The sequence below is a fragment of the Marinobacter sp. H13 genome (assembly GCF_059072335.1).
Genome location: NZ_JCACRU010000001.1, coordinates 4,117,931 through 4,139,172, shown reverse-complemented (window position 1 = coordinate 4,139,172; position 21,242 = coordinate 4,117,931). Strand labels below are relative to the sequence as shown.

General features: G+C 58.1%; 16 protein-coding genes. 2 read left to right on the top strand and 14 right to left on the bottom strand.

What is annotated here, in order from left to right:
• Positions 1-9 precede the first annotated feature (9 nt).
• The 7 genes from AC5JQH_RS19330 to cysP form a co-directional block, all read right to left on the bottom strand.
• Entirely contained in the window at positions 10-729 is a 720-nt protein-coding gene (locus AC5JQH_RS19330) for a ZIP family metal transporter (RefSeq protein WP_493805883.1), read from the bottom strand.
• A 35-nt stretch (positions 730-764) separates the two neighbouring features.
• Positions 765-1,631 carry a universal stress protein gene (locus AC5JQH_RS19325; protein WP_008172080.1) on the bottom strand — a complete coding sequence of 289 codons (867 nt, stop codon included), beginning with the start codon at positions 1,629-1,631 and terminating at the stop codon, positions 765-767.
• The gene (locus AC5JQH_RS19320) at positions 1,624-4,023 is read right to left on the bottom strand and encodes a Lon protease family protein (protein ID WP_288365759.1); all 2,400 of its coding nucleotides are present in this window, start codon (positions 4,021-4,023) and stop codon (positions 1,624-1,626) included. Before AC5JQH_RS19320 ends, AC5JQH_RS19325 begins: the two co-directional genes overlap by 8 nt.
• A 132-nt stretch (positions 4,024-4,155) precedes the next feature.
• A complete protein-coding gene (locus AC5JQH_RS19315) occupies positions 4,156-5,247 on the bottom strand; it encodes a sulfate/molybdate ABC transporter ATP-binding protein (RefSeq protein ID WP_008172084.1) in 1,092 nt (363 codons plus the stop codon).
• Between the two features lie 9 nt (positions 5,248-5,256).
• Complete coding sequence (gene cysW / locus AC5JQH_RS19310) at positions 5,257-6,087, bottom strand: sulfate ABC transporter permease subunit CysW (RefSeq protein ID WP_008172086.1); 831 nt, start codon at positions 6,085-6,087, stop codon at positions 5,257-5,259.
• Between the two features lie 3 nt (positions 6,088-6,090).
• Complete coding sequence (cysT, locus tag AC5JQH_RS19305) at positions 6,091-6,963, bottom strand: sulfate/thiosulfate ABC transporter permease CysT (RefSeq protein WP_008172088.1); 873 nt, start codon at positions 6,961-6,963, stop codon at positions 6,091-6,093.
• Positions 6,964-6,981: 18 nt separating this feature from the next.
• Positions 6,982-8,016 carry a thiosulfate ABC transporter substrate-binding protein CysP gene (cysP, locus tag AC5JQH_RS19300; RefSeq protein ID WP_008172090.1) on the bottom strand — a complete coding sequence of 345 codons (1,035 nt, stop codon included), beginning with the start codon at positions 8,014-8,016 and terminating at the stop codon, positions 6,982-6,984.
• A gap of 256 nt (positions 8,017-8,272) precedes the next feature.
• Here cysP and AC5JQH_RS19295 point away from each other — a divergent pair, with 256 nt between their 5' ends.
• Both AC5JQH_RS19295 and AC5JQH_RS19290 read left to right on the top strand, forming a co-directional pair.
• On the top strand, positions 8,273-9,757 hold the full coding sequence (locus AC5JQH_RS19295) for a glutamate-cysteine ligase family protein (RefSeq protein ID WP_008172091.1): 1,485 nt from the start codon (positions 8,273-8,275) through the stop codon (positions 9,755-9,757).
• Positions 9,754-10,794, top strand: a complete 1,041-nt coding sequence (locus AC5JQH_RS19290) for a M14 family metallopeptidase (protein WP_227497787.1) — start codon at positions 9,754-9,756, stop codon at positions 10,792-10,794. The genes AC5JQH_RS19295 and AC5JQH_RS19290 overlap by 4 nt, the downstream gene beginning before the upstream one ends.
• Before the next feature lie 80 nt (positions 10,795-10,874).
• On the opposite strand, the gene AC5JQH_RS19285 is transcribed toward AC5JQH_RS19290, so the two are convergent.
• From AC5JQH_RS19285 to AC5JQH_RS19255, 7 genes are all read right to left on the bottom strand, one after another.
• Positions 10,875-11,147, bottom strand: a complete 273-nt coding sequence (locus tag AC5JQH_RS19285; RefSeq protein WP_199185522.1) for a hypothetical protein — start codon at positions 11,145-11,147, stop codon at positions 10,875-10,877.
• A 183-nt stretch (positions 11,148-11,330) separates the two neighbouring features.
• Positions 11,331-12,560 (bottom strand): hypothetical protein, encoded by a 1,230-nt coding sequence (locus tag AC5JQH_RS19280; RefSeq protein WP_008172094.1) that lies wholly within the window; start codon positions 12,558-12,560, stop codon positions 11,331-11,333.
• Positions 12,557-12,871, bottom strand: coding sequence for a hypothetical protein (locus AC5JQH_RS19275; protein ID WP_008172095.1), 315 nt, complete (start codon positions 12,869-12,871; stop codon positions 12,557-12,559). Before AC5JQH_RS19275 ends, AC5JQH_RS19280 begins: the two co-directional genes overlap by 4 nt.
• A complete protein-coding gene (locus AC5JQH_RS19270; RefSeq protein WP_493805882.1) occupies positions 12,872-13,588 on the bottom strand; it encodes a sulfite exporter TauE/SafE family protein in 717 nt (238 codons plus the stop codon).
• A 14-nt stretch (positions 13,589-13,602) separates the two neighbouring features.
• A complete protein-coding gene (locus AC5JQH_RS19265; protein WP_008172097.1) occupies positions 13,603-17,448 on the bottom strand; it encodes a hypothetical protein in 3,846 nt (1,281 codons plus the stop codon).
• Positions 17,445-18,353 carry a hypothetical protein gene (locus AC5JQH_RS19260; RefSeq protein ID WP_493805881.1) on the bottom strand — a complete coding sequence of 303 codons (909 nt, stop codon included), beginning with the start codon at positions 18,351-18,353 and terminating at the stop codon, positions 17,445-17,447. Before AC5JQH_RS19260 ends, AC5JQH_RS19265 begins: the two co-directional genes overlap by 4 nt.
• Before the next feature lie 199 nt (positions 18,354-18,552).
• Positions 18,553-21,240: a hypothetical protein gene (locus AC5JQH_RS19255; RefSeq protein WP_493805880.1), complete on the bottom strand. Its 2,688-nt coding sequence runs from the start codon at positions 21,238-21,240 to the stop codon at positions 18,553-18,555.
• Positions 21,241-21,242 lie beyond the last annotated feature (2 nt).

Genomic DNA, 21,242 nt, shown 5'->3' with positions numbered 1-21,242 from the left:
AGTCATGGCCTAGATCACCAGGTAATGACTGAACAGGGTAATACAGAACCCAAGGACCGCTCCCAGAGGTGGCCCCCAATGCCGGTCAAGCCTCGACTGAGGAGCGATGTCCTGGAAAATCAGGTACAGAATACCCCCGGAAGCCATCAGCATCAGTGAGCCCAGTAATACGGAGCGCTCCGACAAGAAGAAATAGCCAAACAGGCCGGCCACCGGACCTGTGATCACCAGGCTACTCATAAAGACCAGCGTCTTTCGGGAGCTGTGGCCTTTCAGGTAAAGCAACTCCCGATAGGCGTTGAACCCTTCCGGCAAGTTCTGCAAGGCAATGAGTAACGCCATGAGCAGCGCAATCTCGGTGTTCACCACGGCGAGCCCGCCCAGCGCGGCAGCTTCCGGAATAAAATCCAGCATCACACCCAGGAGCTGCGGAGATTCACGGCGTTTCAAACCGAGAACCCGCTCTATCAGGAAGAATATGAGCCCGCCCGCAAGAATAGCCGGAATCGCAAGAAGGGATCCTCCCATGCTGGATCGGCCTTCCGGAGTAAAAACCACAGCGACCGCGCCAAGCAGGATGCCGCCACCGAGCGCGATCACGAAATGGCGAAACTCCTGCTCCAGCCAATTGGGTCGGATCCGTTCAAAGCTGGCGAGCAGTCCGCCCAGTGGAATGCAGGCGCCGGCAAGGACGGTCAGTCCAACAATGGAGAGAACATCTATAAACATCAGCTAATCAAGACCTATGGAGCAACCGATGGGATTCAGGGCGTGACCGTGACGGGAAGGTTCAGGGCCACCAACAATCGCTCTGCGCCGGGCTCCTGGAGCAGTGTGCATTCCCGGCTTAGCACCAGCTCTACCGCCCTTTCCTGTCGTAGAATTCCGGCCACAACAGCCGGATCCGTTGATGGCAGAGACCTTACACGAAGCTCCGATTCCTGAATACCCAGGTCCTGCGCGACGCCTTTAAGATCGTCGGCTGAGACCGTCGAGTCAGCGCCCAACAGTAGTGTCACGGGCCGGTGGGAATGACGAACCACCTCAGCGGTTGCCTGGACAGCGCGGCCGTTAGCGCCATGATGGTCATTGAGAAACACCACAACCCTGCCCAAAGGTTCGGCCCGACTTTCACACCAGAGCAAGACCCTTCCCCGGGAACGACGAACCAGCCCTTTTGCCGTCGAGCCCAAGCGCGCACCGGGCTCGGAGGACCAACCAACGCGGCCCAGCACCAGAAGATCCTGAGGGCCGGCGAGCGCCAGCACCTCATCAATCACATGGCCCCGGGCGACACTCAGGGATTGCCTGCCACCGTATGACGCGACGGCACCGGCAAGAGCACGGCGGGCTTCGCTCGCCAACCTTTGCATGCGCTGTTCAACGTCGCCAGCAGCCAGGGGGCGGCTGATACCGGACGAACCGCCCACTTCGCGGGCAAAACCATAGCCGGCGCTTCGCAGCTGATTCAGCTCCTCAACAAACACACCGAGCACATCGGCACCGGTATTCGCGGCAATCCCGACCGCAGCCTGCAAGGCGGCGTAACTCATCCTGGAACCATCGAGAAGTACCAGTACACGACCGGTTGTGGTGCCGGGATCAGCCTGGTCTGCTGGCCTATCAGTCACGATCCTTGCCTCCGCTGCTGTTCGCTTCTCCGTTCTCGTCCCGTTTCTTGCTGGCCTCCGCGAACTTCTCCAGGCGTTCGGCAACCCGGTGATTGAAGCTGTTCTCGGGGAACTCGCCATTACTATCCGGTTCTCCGGGCTCAAGACCGGTTAGCAGCTCAATTGCCTCATTGATGCTTGAAATCGGATAGATCCGGAACCGGTCTTCAGTGATCGCCTTCCTTACATCGGCTCTCAGCATCAAATGTTCAACATTGCTTGCGGGCAGCAGAACGCCCTGCCCGCGGACATCGCCGGCCCCCTTGCAGACATCGAAAAAGCCTTCGATCTTCTCGTTCACGCCACCCACAGCCTGAACTTCACCATGCTGGTTCATGGACCCTGTCACCGCGAAGGATTGTTTGAGTGGGACTCGGGAAATGGCAGACAGCAACACACAGGTTTCTGCCACCGAAGCGGAATCGCCCTCGACACCACCGTAGGATTGCTCGAAGGCCAGGCTCGCCGAAAGCGACAGTTCACCATCGCCTGCATACCGGCTCGCCAGGAATCGGGACAATATCATCACGGCCTTACTATGAATGGGGCCGCCGAGTTTGGCCTCCCGCTCGATATCCACCACCTGCCCCTTACCGGGACGGGCCGTGGCGGTAATCCGGGTAGGCTGCCCGAACATCGACGCCCCAAGCCTGAGCACCGAAAGACCATTTACCTGAGCTACCTCCTCGCCAGTAGTGGCTATCATCACCACACCCCGGCTGATTTGCTCGCGACTTCGTTCCCGGACCCGGCTGGCCCGGTATTCCCGTTCATCAATGGCCTGCTGGAGATGGCTGGCTTCAACCGTATCGGCCCCGGCCTGTCCCGCCCAGTGGTCTGCCTCGCTCAGAATGTCGCGGAGCACCCGGTCGTGGGCGGTCAGTTTGCGCTGGTCTGCTGCCAACCGGCTGGCATGTTCAATCAGCCGGGCCACGGCGCTTCGCTCCAGCGGTCGCATTTTCAGGCCCCGGGCCATGGTGGCGATCATGCGCGCGTAGAGTTCATAGCATTCTTCATTGCGGTCCAGGTCGTCCTCGAAATCCGCTTCTACTTTGAACAGGTCCAGAAAGTCGGGATCATAGTGAGACAGCAGGTAATAGAGCATCCGGTCCCCGAGCAGAACCACCTTGACCGACACCGGAATGGGCTCCGGCTGCAGGCTGACGGTACTCACCAATCCATAGAGCCGCTCCAGGGACTCGATGCGGATTTCGCCTGAAGACAGGATCCTCTTGAGGCTTTCCCAGGCCATCGGCTGGGTTAGCACCCGGCGGGCGTCAATGATCAGATAGCCGCCGTTGGCACGGTGCATGGAACCACCGCGAATCAGCGTGAAGTCGGTATAGAGATTGCCTTGCCGGGCCCGATGTTCGATTTGCCCCGCCAGGTGTTGATGATTGGGCAGATCCTCATAGATGACCGGCGCGCCTACGGTTTCGGCATTATCCACCAACAAGTTGACCTTATAACGGGCCAGCAGCCCTGCCGGTGGCCCGTTATCGCCGTCCTGAAAGGCTTCGGCATGCTCCACCACGTCTTCGCGGACCGCATCCAGATAGTCCACAATATCCGGGAGGTGGGACCACTTTCCCCTGAGTTCCCCGATCGGGCCGCCGAGTGTCAGCTGGACCATCTCTTCATTCAGAGCGTGGACGCGCTCCCGAACTTCTTTCCGCATCCTGGGAATCTGCTGGATGGTCTGCTGCAGCTTCTTCTGAAGCTCCTCAACCTTGGATTCAACCAGTTGTTTCTCTTCATCCGAAAAGTTCTTGTATTCCTCGGGATCGATCACCTCACCCTTGCGCATGGGGGCAAAGGTAAAACCGGCTGGCGTTGTGATCATGGCAATGTTGTTGCGGTTGGCCTCTTCCTGGATCTCGAACAGGCCCTGGTGCTGCCGCTTGGCCATTTCTTCCTGCAGCTCCTGCAAGCGGGACTGGTATTCCTCGCTTTCAAAAGCCGCCGGAATGGCCGTGCGAAGCTCTTCTGCCAGCTCACTCATGTCTTTCTTGAATTGCTGCCCCTGCCCCGCTGGCAGCTGGATTGCGCCCGGCCGATCTGAAAAGCGGAAGTTATAGACATGGCACCAATCTAGAGGAACCGGTTGCCTGGCTGCATTCAGGGAAAGAAAGCGTTCGACAAGTTCGTGTTTACCTGCCCCGGAGGGTCCGAGGACAAAGAGATTAAAACCCTCTGCCCGAATACCGGCGCCAAATTCCAGCGCTCGCAAAACCCGGTCCTGACCGTAGGGTTGATCCAGGTCTTGCAGGTCATCGGTGGTTACGAAATCCAGCTTGTTTTCCGGACAAACGTGGTAGACCTGGTCTCCGGTTAAGGGGGTGGGTAGTGGCATTACATCCTCCTGATGGTTTCAACCCGAAGGTGGAGTACGCCGATTACGTCGAACGAGTAATCCGGGGGCAACGCCCCCTCATCAGGAAACTATAGATTATGGCTGGGGCCCTGCTCCAACAATCGGGGGGCCCTAACGCCACTCGAGGGTCTTGGGCTCCACCGCATGTTCACAGAACAGATGCCCGACATCCGGCACCGCAAAGCAGCGGTCGCCCCGCTGGGGCTGGCGGGCGTTGAACTCAGTATGGCTGATGCCAACCTCCCACAACTCTTCACACTCCCACCCATCGGGCTTGAGTTCGATCCGCACTTCCGCACCAATCAGGTTGATGGCCTCTATGCGAAATGGCAGGTGGGCCTGATCACTGGCAGCCTGAGTCAGCCGCACCTCGTGGGGCCGCAGATAGAGCTGGGCGTCGTCGTTTTCACAGCCTTCGGGCAAGCGAATCCAGGCGTCGCCCTGGCTCATGACGCCGTCGCGGACCTTGCCGGACAACACATTCACCTGGCCCAGAAATTCGAACACAAAGCGACTGTCCGGGCGGCCATAAAGCTCCAAGGGCGTATCAACCTGTTCAATCCGGCCATTGCTCATCACCACCACCTGGTCGGAGAGCTCCAGGGCCTCCTCCTGATCGTGGGTCACGAAAACACTGGTGAAATGCAGCTCGTCATGGAGGCTGCGCAGCCAGCGGCGAAGGTCTTTTCGCACCTTGGCATCAAGCGCTCCGAAGGGCTCATCCAGCAGAAGAATCTCCGGGCGCATGGCCATGGCCCGCGCCAGGGCGATGCGTTGCTTCTGCCCACCTGAAAGCTGCGCGGGGTAGCGGTCGGCCAGGTGTTCCAGCTGCACCATTTCCAGCAGGTCTTTTACCCGCTTGCGGATCTCGGGCTTGCCGGGACGCTCCTTGCGCGGAAGCACATTGAGGCCAAAGGCCACGTTCTCGGCCACTGTCATGTGACGAAACAACGCATAGTGCTGGAACACAAACCCCACACGCCGGTCCCGCACATGCAGATCGGTCACATCCTTGCCGCTGAACCGGATTCGGCCCTCTTCGGGAGTTTCCAGGCCGGCAATGATCCGCAGCAGCGTGGTCTTGCCCGAACCGGAAGGGCCCAGCAATGCCGTGAGCTGGCCATCCGGAATGGTCAGATTGATGTCATGCAGGGCCTGGAACTTGTCGAAAAACTTGTTGATACCCTGTATCTCGATGCTCATTGGAAACCCTTAGTTACGACTCTGACGCCATTCAACGATGGCCTTGACGACAAGCGTGATCAGCGCAATACCTGCTAGCAGCGAAGAAGCTGCAAAAGCGCCCACGGTGTTGTAATCCTGGTAAAGCAGCTCTACCTGCAACGGCAGCGTATTGGTCTCGCCCCGGATGTTGCCCGAGACCACCGACACGGCACCGAACTCGCCTACAGCCCGGGCGTTGGTGAGGATCACGCCGTAAAGGAGCGCCCAGCGGATATTCGGGAAGGTCACCCGCCGGAACAGCTGCCAGCCGGACGCGCCCAGCACCACGCCGGCCTCTTCCTCTTCCCGACCCTGTTGCTGCATCAGCGGGATCAGTTCTCTGGCCACAAACGGACAGGTCACAAACACGGTAACCATCACAATGCCGGGCCAGGAGAACATCAGTTGAATGTCGTATTCACCGAGCCACTGCCCCACCCAGCCATTGCTGCCGTAGAGCAGCAGGAAAAGCAGGCCGGCAACCACAGGCGAAACGGCGAACGGGATATCAATCAATGTGGTCAGCAGCTTGCGACCAGGGAACCGGAAGCGGGTCACCAGCCAGGCCAGGAACACGCCGAACACCATATTTAACGGGACCGTGAGCAGCGCAACCACGAGCGTCAGGCCAATGGCATGGAGCGTGTACTCGTTGAGAATATTGCTGACGTAACCGGCCCAACCCTCGGCAAACGCTTGCACAAAAATCAGCACCAGGGGCATAAACAGCAGAAGCACCGTCAGGCCGACGGCGATTCCGATCAGAGTGCGACGAACCAGAGGGTTGTCGCCAACGCGGCGATGTTTACGCACAGCCATACCCTAACCTCCGTGCAGGCGCTTGAGATAGCGCCCCTGCCAGACGTTGATCGCCAGGAGCAGCAACAGCGATACCGTCATAACCACTGCGGCAATGGCGCTGGCCGCCGGAAAATCGTATTCCTCCAGGCGAACAAAGATCATCAGACTGATCACTTCACTGATGTAGGGTGAGTTGCCGGCAATAAAGATAACCGCGCCGTATTCCCCAAGGCTGCGGGCAAACGAAAGCGCACCACCGGTCACCACAGCCGGCCAGAGTGTCGGGAACAGGATTTTCCGGAATACCGTCATGTCCGAAGCACCCAGGCTCATGGCGGCTTCTTCATCCTCCGGCGCCATTTCCTCCAGTACCGGCTGAACCGTGCGCACCACAAACGGTACACTGGTGAAGGCCATCGCCACCACAATACCCAGCGGTGTGAATGCCACTTCAATACCCAGATCGGCGAGATACTGCCCATACCAGCCGTTCTCGGCAAACAAGGTTGCTAGTGTGATGCCGGCCACGGCGGTTGGCAGCGCGAAAGGCAGATCCATGATCGCATCCAGCAGCCGCTTGCCGGGAAACTCGTAACGCACCAGCACCCAGGCCATCAGCAGGCCGAACACGCAGTTGAATAGAGACGCTGCCAGGGCTGCCAGCGCGGTGACTTTATAGGACGCAACCACCCGCGGATCGGTGATCACAAACCAGAACTGCTCCCACCCCATGCCGGCGGCACGGATAAACAGGCCGCTGATGGGCAGAAGCAGCACCAGGCTGATAAAGAAAAGCGAAATGCCGAGGCTCAGTCCGAACCCCGGCAAAACGCGTTTGGTGGCGGGAGCGCTCAGCCGCTTTGACGGGCGCTCCGAAACGTCAGTGGTGGCCATGAATCAGCTGCGCATCCCTTAGCGGCGACGCTGCAACTGGTCCAGTTTGCCGCCACTGGCAAAGTGGGTCTCCATGGCATTTTCCCAGCTGCCGGCGATGTCCTGAATCGGCATCAGCTTCAGTTCGGGGAACTTGTCAGCCACTTCCGCTTTCACGGTTTCGTTGTGCACCCGGTAGTTGAATCCAGCCAGCATGCGCTGGGCTTCTTCGGAGTACAGATGCTTCAAGTAGGCCTGAGCCAGTTCTTCGGTGCCCTTCTTCTCGATGTTCTTGTCGATCCAGGTCACCGGGAACTCGGCCAGGAAACTCACTCTCGGGACCACAACCTGGAAATTCTTGTCCGGGTTCAGGGCCGGAATGTTGTTCACTTCGGATTCGAAGGTCAGCAGCACATCACCCAGGCCCCGTTCCACAAACGTGGTGGTGGCACCACGACCGCCGGAGTCGAATACCTTAACCTGGCCCAGCAGGTCGCTGAGGAAAGCATCAATCTTCTCCTGGTCGTCACCGAACTTGTCCTGGGCAAAACCCAGCGCCGCCAGGTAGGTGTAGCGGCCGTTACCGGAGGTTTTCGGGTTCGGCATGATCAGTTCGACATCTTCGCGGATCAGATCATCCCAGTTCTGGATATTCTTGGGGTTACCCTCGCGCACCAGGAACGCCATGGTGGAATAGTACGGAGAGCTGTTATTTGGCAGGCGTGATGCCCAGTCCTCGGGAATCAGGTTGCCGCGCTCGGCCAGAATGTTTACGTCGGTGACCTGGTTGTAGGTAACCACATCCGCACCCAGCCCCTGCAGGATGGCGCGCGCTTGCTTGGAAGAGCCAGCGTGTGACTGCTGGATATCGACGGTTTCGCCGGTTTTTTCTTTCCAATAGTCCTGGAAAAGAACGTTGTATTCGGCAAACAGCTCGCGGGCAATGTCGTAGGATGAGTTCAGAAGCTCACGCTCCTGGGCAGAAGCCGGCCCTGTTAGCGAGAACGCCAGTGCCAGCGCACTGAACCACAGGCCCTTACGGGCTTTGGAACCGGAAAAGATCGAATTCGGCATAGTCGGCAGAGCTCCCAGTTAACTCGGAATCTTTATATACGCCAGAGGAATAGGTCGGCGTTTTCTTAGAACGCAAAGATAAAGTAGTCACCTAGGAACAACAATACTCCACCTAGATGATTTATAACTCCTTTAATAACTTTGAGCTATATAAATCACCATTGAAAACCCTACCGATGATTTAGCGTCGCTGAGGTGGTGTACAGCGCATCTTCCACTACTATCAAGGTAAGTCAGCGCTAGAGAAGACGTTGCCGTGGGACTGTCGATCAAGACAACAGAGTTTGCGCCGGAAGAGTTTGAACGTTTTGCCGCCAAGGTCAGGACGGATCTCAAGGCACTTACTCGTCTTCTGAACAGGCCCGGCTTTGGCGAAGGCGCAAGCTCCATCGGAGCCGAGGTAGAGTTCTACATCGTAAACCCGGCCCTGCGCGTTCAACCTATCAACACCGAAATCGCCGCCCGCGTTCAGGACCCTCAACTGACGGTTGAGCTAAACCGCTTCAATCTCGAATACAATCTCAGCCCCCAGGCTTTCAAGGGCTCTCCCTTCGCCAGAACAGAGCAGGAGTTGCTCTCTGCGATCCAACGGATCAACCAGCACGCCGCATCACTGGATGGAGAACTGGTGCCGATCGGCATTCTGCCCACGCTTCGCCAGTCTGATATGGGTGCGAAGGCAATGACAGACGAGCCCCGCTATCATGCGTTATCCAAAGCGCTGATCCAGCAACGGGGAGAGCCATTCAGCATCCATATTGGTGGTAACGACGTTATCAATCTGGAAGCTGACGACGTCTATATGGAAGGAGCAAACACGTCCTTCCAGCTTCACTGGCGGGTGCCCGCACACCGTTTTGCCGATTACTTCAATGCGGTCCAACTGGTCACGCCGGTTGTCCTCGCTCTGGCCAGCAATTCACCCAGCCTGTTCGGCCACCACCTGTGGGACGAAACCCGCATTGCCCTGTTCAAGCAATCCATCGACAGCCGATCGCCCAACCATAAAACCTGGCGCCATCCGCCACGGGTTTACTACGGCAATGGCTGGACACGCAGCGCCTGGGAACTCTTTGCCGCCTCGGCATCGCTCTATCCGCCCATCATTCCACTGATGTCGGAGGAAGACCCGATGGCGGTGATTGATCGCGGTGATGTGCCGAAACTGGCTGAACTGCGACTGCACCAGGGAACCACCTGGCCCTGGAACCGTGCCATCTACGACCATACCGAAGGCGGCCACCTGCGCATCGAGATTCGCTCAATGCCCGCAGGCCCTACGGCTGCTGATATGTGTGCGAACGGGCTGTTCATAATTGGCGCTGCGCTGGCAGTCCTTGATGATATTCATCATCTGACGTCGATACTTCCCTTCCATTACACGGAACACAACTTCTACCGCGCCGCGAAATATGGCGTTGGCGCAGAAATCATATGGCCACACAAGAATCAGGTTCAGTTGCAGGATACGCCCCTGTTAAACGTGGCCCGGGATCTGCTACCCCGCGCCCGGGACGCACTGGCACAAACAGCCGTGGACGAGTCAGAAATTCACCGCTTGCTGGGAATTATCGAAGGCCGCATTGAAACCGCCATGTCGGGCGCCCGGTGGCAACGCCAAATCACCGAATCCCTGTTCAAATCCCTGAGCCCCGACGAGGCCTTCCAGACCATGCTCTCCCTGTACATGGCCAACCAGAAGACAAATACGCCGCTCCATGAATGGACATTGTCGCCGTGAGTAACTCGAACGTCCTTGATTATTTGAATGATCCCTCGCCCCGGACCCTGGGCCGCTCCGCCCTTGAGTGGTTGGACCAGCTACAAAAGCCCACGATTATTCGTGTTGCCGGTCGTGATCGCTCCCGGACTCGAGCTATGGCAACGCTGCTTCACGGCAATGAGCCTTCAGGTCTGTTTGCCCTTCACAGGTGGCTACTTGAGCAGCATACCCCCGATGTCAACATGCTGTTTCTGCTGGGAGGCGTCTACCCGGCGAAGATCCCACCCATGCTCTCACTGCGCCAGTTGTCGGAAGGACGTGATCTGAACCGGTGTTTCAAAGAGCCGTTTGAGGGAGAAGAAGGTGCGATCGCAAAGGCCATGCTGGCAGAGTTGCACAAAGTGAAACCAGAGTGCCTGCTGGACGTACACAACACCTCAGGCACGGGCCCCTCCTTCGCGGTGACCATCACCAATGATGCGGCCCACCAGGCGTTGACCTCTCTGTTCACAGACCGCCTCATAATGACAGATCTTCGCCTCGGCGCCCTGATGGAATACTCCGAGCAGGAAGTCCCAACGGTAACCATCGAATGTGGTGGGTCCCAAGATGATCAGGCCCATCAATTGGCGTATGAGGGCCTCGTGCGGTATGCCTCAAGGCCAGACGTGTTATCACTCGAAAAGGCGGAGTGGGACGTGGAGGTACTAAGAAATCCGATTCGGGTGGAGCTGGTTCCGGAAGCAACCATAGAATATCTTCCTGAACCCTCCGGCCGGGCTGACCTCACTTTACCACCAGACATCGAACACCGAAATTTCGGGATCGTATCGCCAAATGAGCCGCTGGGATGGATTGGAAAAAAAGGCCTCAGCGTACTCAACGCCATCGGCCATAACCGGACCGAGAACATGGGGCAGGTTTTTCAGGTCAGAGAGGGGCAAATCTTCCCCGCGCAGGCCATCAAAGCCTTTATGATCACCACCAATCCGGTGATTGCGAAGAGTGATTGCCTCTTCTACGCGGTCAAGGCGACTGGTGAGCCCATTTTCTGACAAGAAACAATAAGGCAAGCGACCCTTTCGTCCCTCCAATATGGCATGGACTCGCCCATTAAGCACAAACCGTTCGTTATCTATGGCTGATACGTCTTTATCCTGTGACAATTTCGAACATCAAAGTGAAGCCACGATACGTTTAACTCAACGCTTCCAATCATCTCAAAATCAGGGTCTGTTGAATGGCTCAAAATGTCCTGGCGTACTTCTTCAGCGGCTCGTTCAGCAAAGAGACAGTCTGCCGCACGACCGAAAGTATGTTGGCTGTAGCGTGAGTAAAATGGGCTGTCTTTGGTACGCAGCCCGCTCCACTCTCTTTCTTTGCCCCAGTAGTAGTTGTTAACCGTCATGGGGCCGTATCTCCGCCTCAGACGGTCAAGGGTTATAAGGAGCCGTTCGTCCAACAGTTCCCAGGCTTTCTCTCCCCATTCTTGGAAGACCTTGGGTGGCACCAACTCGTGAATAGCAAAATACTCGCAGCGATACATGGCATTGCTCCTCCCACAAAAATAACGTTCAGGCAGCCAATGGTTTTATGGCTTGAATGTAAGAACCTGCGGAACAATATTTGCCCTTCCCGCACCTCCCTGAAGAGTAAAGGCGGACGCCATCCAGTAGGTTTTACGGCGTGGGTCTGGCTGGATATCGAGGTAGTCTCCCCATGCTCGAGCGTGGGGCTGGTGGCTAGAGGCATCGCCCAGGGCCATCTGCCAGTTTGGCAAAGCATTCGACTCTCTGTCATCCAGCCACCCGACCCCCAGCGTTGGGTGGCGGCCTCCGGCACCGCACACCGCGACTATGCCCACATCGCCCCGTTGGTTCGGGCAAACTGACGGATAAGCCCAGGCCCGGTCCGAATTCCACAGATCGGGCTCATCAATCAGCTCATTCGAACTCTTCCTGATTCTCACCACGCGTACGAAGGGAAAAGGGTGCTGAACATCCGCCGAGGCCACCCAGACGAAACCAAGAACACCGCCTGACTCCCACGCTCCGAGAACGCGATCATCCATGCGATTCATCCATTGACTTGTCGCATCATCAGGTTTTGCGTAAGGGCCGTCGCGCCAATGCCTCACAGCGACGGAAACTTGCGAGACATCCTCTTCGTCGTCAGGCCATCGGAACACCTCGATAGATGGCTGAAAATAGCTCAGGCTGGCAAAGATCGCCGTACTTCCCATGCCACGACAAAAACGGAGAGATCCGAATTCTTCCGTTGACCAGGCTTCCCGGGAGATCGCTTCACGCGCCTTCAATTGATCCAGGGACAGTCGTAACACCACCGCTCTTTGCCAGCGGTCTGTGGTTGTGCTGAAAACGTTGAACGACAGCAAGAGGTGGTTATCTGATTCGGCCAGATCGGGGTAATCCAGCCAGGTCCCCGACCACTGTTCGTCAATGTCCGTCGGAGTTGTATCCCACCAGGTCCATGTACCAGGCGCGCCGGATGAACTGACAGCGACACGGATCAGGTTTCCTTGGGTGGTCTTGGAAAACTGCAGAAGCCAGATCCAGAGCCGTCTGGCAGAGCAGTAGTGAATGAGCTGATCGCAACAGAATCCAGCGCCTGCGGGAGGCAATTCCGTGTAGGGGTCTACAAACACCCAGTTGTCGCCACCGTCGGTGGTTCGGGAACAGAACCAGTTGCCCGTGACGATAATGCGTTTGCCGGAGCATGCAAGAGCAGGTTCCAGGATTGTAGCTGCCTGTCCCCCGGTGTCGCCACTGTTCAACCGCTTGGTATCGACGATAGCTGTCATGGCTTTTTGCCTTTCCGGCCTTTTGAACCCTCGTCGATGACGGCCTCAGGTAGTGCCGATGTTTGCTCACCCGGTCCTCCCTCGGCTTCCGGCTCCGGCTGGCTTTCCGATGACGGACGAGAGATTTTGCCGGGCCCCGGCGCCTTTCGACGCGGCGAAATGTTTTGATCTTTCTGATCGAAATCAGGTTTTTCTGCCGGTTGTCCGGAGGCCACCTTTTCGGCTGCGTCTCGTGCAGGTTGCTTTTCAGGTGCCTGGTCAGTCAAGGAATGGTGTTTTCCCACTCCCTTCTTCTCTTTTGGGTCCGCCATTTATGTCACCAGTCGCAAGATATAGCCGCCCATTACGGTCCAGAACAGAACGCTATACCAGCGTTCTCCCAGTTTCCTGTTGATGGTTCTTCCCAGCAAGGTACAACCCGCCATAACAGGGACCAGAGTACCTACCAGAACCAGATGCTCGATTTGCAGCAAGCCGGACTGACTGAACACCACGGCCTTGGTCGTGTCGCCGACCAGGGACACCAGAGAGGCGGCGCCCACAAAGTAAAAACGCTCAAGCTGCAGGCTGCGAAGTGCAACGCCCTTCAGCGGCCCCGAAGTACCTGAAATACCTGAGGTAGCGCCAGAACAGAACGCTAGCCCAACCCCCCAGGCTTTTTTCGCGCGATGATAGGGCGAAAACTCCCACACGAGGGTGACAACAATCACCAGCGCAACGGCATACCGAATCCATAGCTCTGGCAGTTTGAGCATCAGAGTCGCGCCCAGTGCGGTGCCCAGCAGAACTGCGATGATGACGGCGCCGGAGGCCCTCCAGGGCAGGGTTTTCCGGTAAACCGTCACCTTCGCAACGTTGTTGCAGGCCAACAACAAAGCAGCCACGGCGATCCCCTCTTTGGTACCGATGGCCATCATCATGGCGGGCACCAGAATCAGGGAACCGCCGAGGCCAGCTGCAGCGGAGACAATAAACGACGCCGGGATGGCCAGGGCCAGAAGGATCAGAGATATCGCATCAAGTTCCATCGGTGCGTCCTTGCTTAAGGGAAAAGTTGATTGCCGGGTCGAGGCCAGACGCTGACAACCCGGGCCGCAGCATGGGGCCAGTTGCGCACCAGATTTTCCACGGAGGTAACCGGACCCGTTGGTACTGCCGAAAAGACATCGTTTGTTGAGCCGACAACAGCCAGGAGCAGTATCCGATGACCGGTCGAAACGCCGGAAAGGTCCACGTTGATTGACACGGCTCGTGGCATTCGAGCAGCCAGGTCAACCGACAAACGGTTCAATGGCGTGCCGTCAGCCGCCAGCGCCACGTTCCATCCCGGAGGTGTTGGCTGCGGCGCTCCGCCGGTCAGGCTGCGGACAAAGGGCACGAGGTTTGTGCAATCGGTTCCCAGCAATGTGTTTTGAGAGGCTCCGGAACGCCATAACAGCACCACAAACGCTCCGTTTGCTGCCACCGGCCGGGTGTCTCGATGGTGCAGCAACACATCAACGGTGCTTCGCTCGCGGTATACCTGCCAGACTGAGTTCCTGACTCGCCGGGGTACCACTGTTTCCATCAGGTCAATCTCCGAACCGGGTAACGCTGGTACGGCTGCGTTTTGCCAGGGTGCCCTGTAAACACCCGGCGAGCCGTTCTCGTCAAGTGCGTTGGCCATGACGTCAGCCCACAAGGCTGCATCTATTCGTCTTGCGCCCGGGTTTGCGATGCCTCTCAAGCGGCGGTGGCGCTCAACGAGATCACCCATTTGATCACTCCACTCACCATTTGGGATGACGCTGGGGTAAATCCACCGGAAGGCGGTCTGGAACGTCCAGAGTTGGTAGCGCAGGTTTCCGTTCCAGATGTTGGTTCCCCGGAACGATGGCGTTGTCCCTACTGGGGCCTCGGGCCGCACGACGATATCCGGACTTGAGAAGAAAGGCTCTGCCGCTGCCCCGGGACGAAGACGCGGATTTTGCATGGGGGTCGGGAACATGCGACGGTCATCCCTCGGGTGCACGCGCACATAGGTTCGGGCGGGCTCAGCTGCAGCGAGATTGACCTCCCAAACGCCCCGGGACTGCAAGGTGGCCCTCATCAACCGGGGTGACGTGCCCGCGCCGGACGGATCTTGCCAGATGTGAAGGTCCTGCACGACCGCTTCCGGCAGACCGTTCACGAACAGCTGCCACGGTCCGTGGGCGTTACCCGCAATTCTGGTTGCCGTCCACACCGCAGTCGAAGTTCCAACGTACACGGTATTGGGATTCGCCGGGTCAACCGTAACCGAATACGCCGGGTCGATCGGACTGGTTGCGAGAGGGGGCATGGGTGGCAGGGCCTGACCCAGGCCTGTCAGCCGACAACCGCCAGCAGCGTCATCGTAATAAAAACAGGAGTCTGCAGCAGCGGTTGGCGAAACGGCCGCCACCGCTGCAGAGGTTGGCGTAGCTGGAACCGCCGGTGTCCAGGTGTTGGTCTGGCCGGTTGTCACGAGATAGAAATCGCTGGTTCCCGGAACTGGAGCAATATCTGTGAAAAACGTAGCCTGCGGTGTTACCAGTGGCGCAGCCGGCGCCGCAACGCCCGGGCCGATCAACGCGGTTGACGTCCAACGCCCCGCATTACCGGGATCCTCGCTGTAACGGATAACCCCCTGATTAAATAAGGCCAACAGGGTGCGCTCATCGACCCATTTCACCGTGACCACCGGCCCAAAACCTGCTGGCGGTACCCCAAAGGCCATGTTGGCTGCAGTGCTCGGGGTTCGGTTGCCCGGACGGCCATCCCGCCACTGCACAAAGGTGCCAGCGGCGGTTATGGGTAATACTCTCCACGTGTTCGGGTTGCTGGTACCCAGATTGTCGGTCACCCAAACCCTGTTGGTCCCCAGCGCTACCCTTCCCAGGTTCCCTGCCGCACGTCGAACAGTATCGATACCCGAATAGAAGTTACTGGCATTGGACTCCGGATCGTTGTTGATCAGATTACACGGCGCTCGGTATCGGCCCGCCGGGTCACAGGCCCAATCCGCATTGGCAAATTGCCCCATCACGTAGTGGGACTGAACCGGGTGAAACGTTACCCCACCACCGTCGCCCTGCATCGACGTCTTCATCTCCCAGACGGTGCTTCCCACCCGGACCTGTCGGCCATTGTCCTGACAACCGAGCATCGAAAAATGGCTGGAGGTGGGATGACTGGCACTGAAGATAGATTCGATGGACGCAAGGCCCACGTTTCGGCTGCTGAAGGTATTGGTTTGGCCATCGCGCAGGGAAACGAACACGCCGCCATCGCAACCCACCCAGATTTGCCGGGATCCATCTGCATTGGTGGCTTTCCTGAGAGAATGAACGTCCGGGTGAACTGCATCGCCGATCAGACCAGGCTGTGTGGCTCCTGAGTTCGTGCCGACTGGCTGATCGGAAACGCCCGGAGACGGTACGAGGTTGTTGCCATTCACGTCGAAAGCCCAAATGGACGCGTTCCAGTTATTGACCTGAATGAGCGACCCGCCGATATAGACCCGGTCTGTCCGTACCGGCGGTGGAACCAGAGCCGTATTCCGGGTCGTAACGACGATGGCCTGATCATAGTCACGCTGCCCGGGCCAGAGATTGGCGGCGGATGGAATGTTATTCAATGGGTTGGCAATGGGCGCAGCATCACCCGGATTTGCTATTTGCCAGATATGGGGCACAGGATTCCCACCGGCGGGATTAGTGGTCACCTCACCGAGAATATACAAAGCGGTGTTGTCATCATTCACCGCCATGCTCATTCTTCCATCCAACCTTCCCGTGGCCGGGACAGTCGGTGCCGGAAGAAAGTTCTGCGTAATCCAGTTGAAGGTGTTGCCGTGATCGTCTGAGAACGCAATGCCTGAGCTTCGAAAACACACAAACAGACGATTTCCGACATAACACAAATCGGTCGGCGCACGATTGACCGGGGCCATGGCGGCCCCGTTTGCGGGCGGCGATGGCGCGGGGGCAGGCAACGGCAGGGCTGACCAGGTAAACGAGAGGTTACCGCCAACCATGGATCGAGTGCCCAGATAAAGTCCGCCGCCCTGGATGTTCCAGCCAAGATCCCGACCACCTGAAGTGGCTGCGATCACACGATCTCCGGCAGCTCCGGGTGCGGAGCCGGGAACGCGTACCATGCGTGTTATCGACACGCCCTCCAGAGCGGCAATGCCCGTCGCAGTTTCCCACGGGTCCGAACTGACCGCACCGGCGGCGGGTCCTGATGCGGCGAGAATGCCAACCCCGCGAATTGCATCAGCGCCATCAACACCCTGCATCGCGTCGAATTCACCGGTACCCACCATCACAAAATCAGCACCGGCGTTGGCACCGAAGTTCACCAGTAAACACCCACAGGCGAATGCGCTGGTGTTGCCACCGAACCGCCTGGGCTCGTTGGCCCAGCCCCCCAGGGGTTCCCAGGTAGCGCCACCGTCGCCGGTATACCAGACGCCACCTTTGGCCGTGCCTGCGTAGGCGCGTTGGCCATCAGGGCTTACGGCCAGATCACGAACCCGGCCAGACACTCGCGGCCTACCCTCAGCCTGCCCCTGACGAACCACCGAGGGCCCGATCGGCACCCACCGATTGGTATTGTTGGCGGGAAACGCCATGGGGGCGGGCCCCAGGCCAGCCGAAGAACGGGCAGACGTTCGGGCCGGAGGTTCGCCGAATGGACCAATACCCTCGCGCTCCATTAACGCCTTCATGGAGGCCGCCAACGCCTGTTTGTCGGGTGAACCCGAAATTGATGTTAAGAAGCTATCCCTCGCGACCGCGTTTTTTCGCTTCTCGGCTTTCCTCTTGCGGCGCCGTGCAAGCGCTCGTTCCTGAGCGAGAGTAGGATCAACCGGTACATCACTCATGACTGATCCTCCTCAATGATCCGAATCCAGCCCTCCTGGAATTCGTGAGGCGTTCTTGGCAGAAGTGCTGACTGCGTCGCGGCAACGATGGGGTCGTCTCGCCAGGTCAAGGGGCCGGTCCGACGGGTGAACTGTTGCTTCTCGCCCAGAAGATTGACCTTGGGTAACCGAATCTCTTCAGGATCAACAAGCACCGGACCTACCCGAACAGAGGGGATAACCCGCTTAAGGCCATCATTGATCCAGGCGTCATTAAGAGCCAATGACTTCCTCAGCAGAACGCCGGAGGTAAGGTGTACCTTGCCAGCAGGCAGCATCAACATCGTCAGCGTATGGCAGGTACCGGGCCGGACGTAGAAAAGATCCTCGTCAACCAGATAAGGATGGTCCAGTGGCTGGACATCCGGAACATGAACCTTGCCCAGCAAACCCAACTGCCCTCGCCGACGACCGCTCTCCCGAGCCAGCGCACCGATGGACTTGTCGACGAGATGGAACTGGTCGTAGTTGTCATCAATAAAATATCCGAGCAGTGAATCGTCGCTGCGCTGGAGATCGCCCAGCCGTACCGGAAACGCCTGATCCCGGAGCGCCTCGAACGCGGCCTTGCGGGTATTCGCCGTTTCAATTGAATCCACTCGCACATCGTCAAGATCGTCGGGCACATCCAATCTCAGTGTCGCCTTGACCACAGCGATGGGACGCCCCACCAGGCCGGCAATAGATGATGACCCCAAGGTACTGAAGGTATCCACTGTCCAGAGTGTGGTGTCGATTGCCCTCAGTAAACCTGCCAGAGAGCTTTCGGTAGTCGGTAGCTCCCCCTTCCGATGCTGCACATCCGTTCTGATCACCCCGGAAACAAGATTGCCCACGGGCGTTGCATCGGGCGGCAGATCGGCCATAGGCCCAGCGCCCGGGGGCAAGGGCCTCCCCGGAGCTGGCTCCCAGCGGACCGCTCCGGTCAGCTCATGATGACTGATCTGGCCCAATGGATTACCCCTCGTATCGAAAACTTCGAGAGATTCATCAATGTGGTCAGGTAATAAAAAGCCGGCAACAGGGTTAACCGCCAAGGTTGGCTCCAATTGATTCACAAAGGCTTCAGGAGCCAGCGTCGGGGCGCCCTGATAGGCCGGGTCGACCAACCGAAAAAGCCAGCGCCCGCCCCCCCTGGATGCGCAGTGGCATCTTCATGGCAGAGGTATCATCTGGAATTTCCAGGGGTGTGGTGGTTTGAATGTCCGTGGTAGGCACATCAAGGACACGGCCAAATGCATCAACCAATCGAAGCGCCTTAAAGGAGATGGTTCCCCCGAACAAGGTCAAAGGATCGGCAATAACCTCCGGTCGGTCATCGGCGCCAGGCGTGGAGAAGAACCCGCCCAGATAGTTCAGACCCAGGAGTTGTTCCCTGACACCATCCAAAGAGGCCGACGCCAGATCCTGGGGTTTGATGAAATCCGCCAGGGTATTCAATGTGTTTTCCTGCGATGCCGTCAGCGTATCGCCGGTGGCGTCCCTCTCCTGCTCCGCCGCAATCCAGCGACTGATACCTGCCTGAAGAGCCGTCCCCAGGCCCCGATGCAGCGGGCTACGCCCGGTAATCTCAACCATCTGGACATCATTGGCGTCGGTTTTTCGAACCATCTCCAGTTCATCGAGCTCCCAATCAGTCAAAGAAGTCGAGCCCTCCAATTCAATCCGCCATTCCAGCCAAAGCGGCACCCAGGGCTGTCGCCAGGCGGTAACCCCCAGTGGGCTCGGGCTCAGCCCCTCAAGGTAAGAGGCAACAGCCAGCTCAGCCGTGATTTGCTTTTTCAGGGACGTCTCCCGGAAAGAGAATTGCTGCCAGGTTTCCTTTCCCGGCGCTTGCGGATCCGCAAGGCTGCCAGACAAGGTGTACGCCCCGCTGCCGTCGTAGCGACCATCTGCGGAGTAGAGCCGGAGCATCTCTCCTTCAATGCGGCTCTGATACTTCGGGCGAACCTCGTCCTTGTCGGTGGCAGCGTTGGCCAGCCAGCGGCTGCAGTAGGGATTCAGAACCAGAGCTTCACGTACGATGGTCAACACTTCGGGCGGGATTGCGCCCGATCCCAGCGTGGGCACCAGGTCTTTCGCCTTGACCACGCCTTTGATGCCTTTCACCGCCTCATTGGGGTAACGGCACCGTAAACGGCCATTATCATCGTGGAGCCCGTCATAATGATGGCGCAGGCTTGGCTTGGCACCTTTTATGGCCAGCGACGGGGGCTGGGGCATGAAAAGACGGGGTGCGGGTCGTTCAACGGTGCGCCGGTCTTTGAGCGCACCCCGAATCGCATCGGATTTGAGCTCGATTGGTGGAGCTTTGGGCGCTTGCATTTCCTCGCTGAAGACAACTTTGTCACGCCAACGAGGCAGCGGCGACACCCGTTCGGCGGTGCTCTCCTTGCTCATCCTGGCTCGCCCTTTTCGCCCGACCGAAGTTGCGTTAACCGACGCGGAGTCCTCAACGCGCAGATGATCGAGTTTGGCTGCAGGCAAGGGTTTGCCCGGACGAGAGCTGAACATGTCGTCGTGCTCTCGCTCGGCAATATCCCGCAGGCCGTCCTGAGTGCCCATACGGTCCATCAAATCGCTGGTGAAGGCAGCGGCCAGCATTTCAGCGGCACGCCTCTGGGAAACGCTATCGCCAATGGCATCTGCGCCGAGCGCGGTAACCAGATCATCCGTATCAAACCCGGCCGCGACCGACAGCGCCTCTGAGGATGGTCGCTCGTCAATGACAGGCATGTTCTCTCCGATGGGGACGCCTGAAATCATGCCGTGAAAAAGCGACATGAAGGTGGGAGATTTCTGGGCAATAAACAACTTGGAGGCTTTATCAACCGGCAGGCCCATTTCCGGAGTCATGTCGGCGTATGTGAAAGATTCAACGCGGCCTTTTGCCACAAAACTGGTTGGAGTTGCCTCAGCTGGCTGCTTCATCTCCCCTTTCGATAACAGACGTTCCAACACGGCCAGATCCGGTTCGTTGCTGGGCGGCTCGGCTTCCGGATCCAGATACCATCCAAGGTCGGCCATCACATCCAGCAAGTCTTTTTTGCTAACCACCGCCAGCGGATCTTTGTCCATGTCCGTATACCAGCCCGCAACGGTGTAGGTACCGGCATCTTTCTCAAAACCGTCTTTCGCGGTCTTTCGAAGTTCTGGCAGATCTTCCAGGGCATCATGGAAAGCGAAACGATTGGCACTGGCATGATAAGACGCGGTCCAGAGGGGCGATCCGCCTACGGTCCCGTCCAGAGGTTCATAGGTAGGCTGTTCCGAGGTACCGAAATTCGATCCGTTAAAGGAGCCCAGAGGCCGAATGCTCGCGGTTTTTGCATCGATCACCCAGCCTCTTATCATGGGCCGTTTAATCCCGACGGGGAAAAGCGCTCGCACCACAACCCAGTGGTTGGGAAGCTCTGTCATTTCCAGCTCGCCGCCTGCAGCTGATTCGCCCCCCCTCAGGAGCGCATCGGGAAGTGCCCAGTGCAGGTGAACACCATTTTCCGGCACCTGCCCTTCAGCAAAAGGCGCAGGGTCGCCAGGCCCACCGGTCACGGACACCAACGGCTCCGGGTTGGATTCTTTTGCAACATAGGCCTGAACATCGATGGGAACCAGGATGCGTTTGTTCCGCCGCAAATCCGGGTCCCAGGTATTGACGGCGGCCAGGTCAGTATCCGCTCGAACCAGCCAGGCCCATCGTTCGTCATAGACCGCTTTCGTGAGGGTCTTTTTCTTCAACAGGTGTTTGAACATAG

Coding starts and splice junctions, on each gene's coding strand:
- AC5JQH_RS19330 (WP_493805883.1), bottom strand. CDS start 729: ATGTTTATAGATGTTCTCTCCATTGTTGGACTGACCGTCCTTGCCGGC.
- AC5JQH_RS19320 (WP_288365759.1), bottom strand. CDS start 4,023: ATGCCACTACCCACCCCCTTAACCGGAGACCAGGTCTACCACGTTTGT.
- AC5JQH_RS19315 (WP_008172084.1), bottom strand. CDS start 5,247: ATGAGCATCGAGATACAGGGTATCAACAAGTTTTTCGACAAGTTCCAG.
- cysW (WP_008172086.1), bottom strand. CDS start 6,087: ATGGCTGTGCGTAAACATCGCCGCGTTGGCGACAACCCTCTGGTTCGT.
- cysT (WP_008172088.1), bottom strand. CDS start 6,963: ATGGCCACCACTGACGTTTCGGAGCGCCCGTCAAAGCGGCTGAGCGCT.
- cysP (WP_008172090.1), bottom strand. CDS start 8,016: ATGCCGAATTCGATCTTTTCCGGTTCCAAAGCCCGTAAGGGCCTGTGG.
- AC5JQH_RS19285 (WP_199185522.1), bottom strand. CDS start 11,147: ATGACGGTTAACAACTACTACTGGGGCAAAGAAAGAGAGTGGAGCGGG.
- AC5JQH_RS19280 (WP_008172094.1), bottom strand. CDS start 12,560: ATGACAGCTATCGTCGATACCAAGCGGTTGAACAGTGGCGACACCGGG.
- AC5JQH_RS19275 (WP_008172095.1), bottom strand. CDS start 12,871: ATGGCGGACCCAAAAGAGAAGAAGGGAGTGGGAAAACACCATTCCTTG.
- AC5JQH_RS19270 (WP_493805882.1), bottom strand. CDS start 13,588: ATGGAACTTGATGCGATATCTCTGATCCTTCTGGCCCTGGCCATCCCG.
- AC5JQH_RS19265 (WP_008172097.1), bottom strand. CDS start 17,448: ATGAGTGATGTACCGGTTGATCCTACTCTCGCTCAGGAACGAGCGCTT.
- AC5JQH_RS19260 (WP_493805881.1), bottom strand. CDS start 18,353: ATGGCCGATCTGCCGCCCGATGCAACGCCCGTGGGCAATCTTGTTTCC.
- AC5JQH_RS19255 (WP_493805880.1), bottom strand. CDS start 21,240: ATGTTCAAACACCTGTTGAAGAAAAAGACCCTCACGAAAGCGGTCTAT.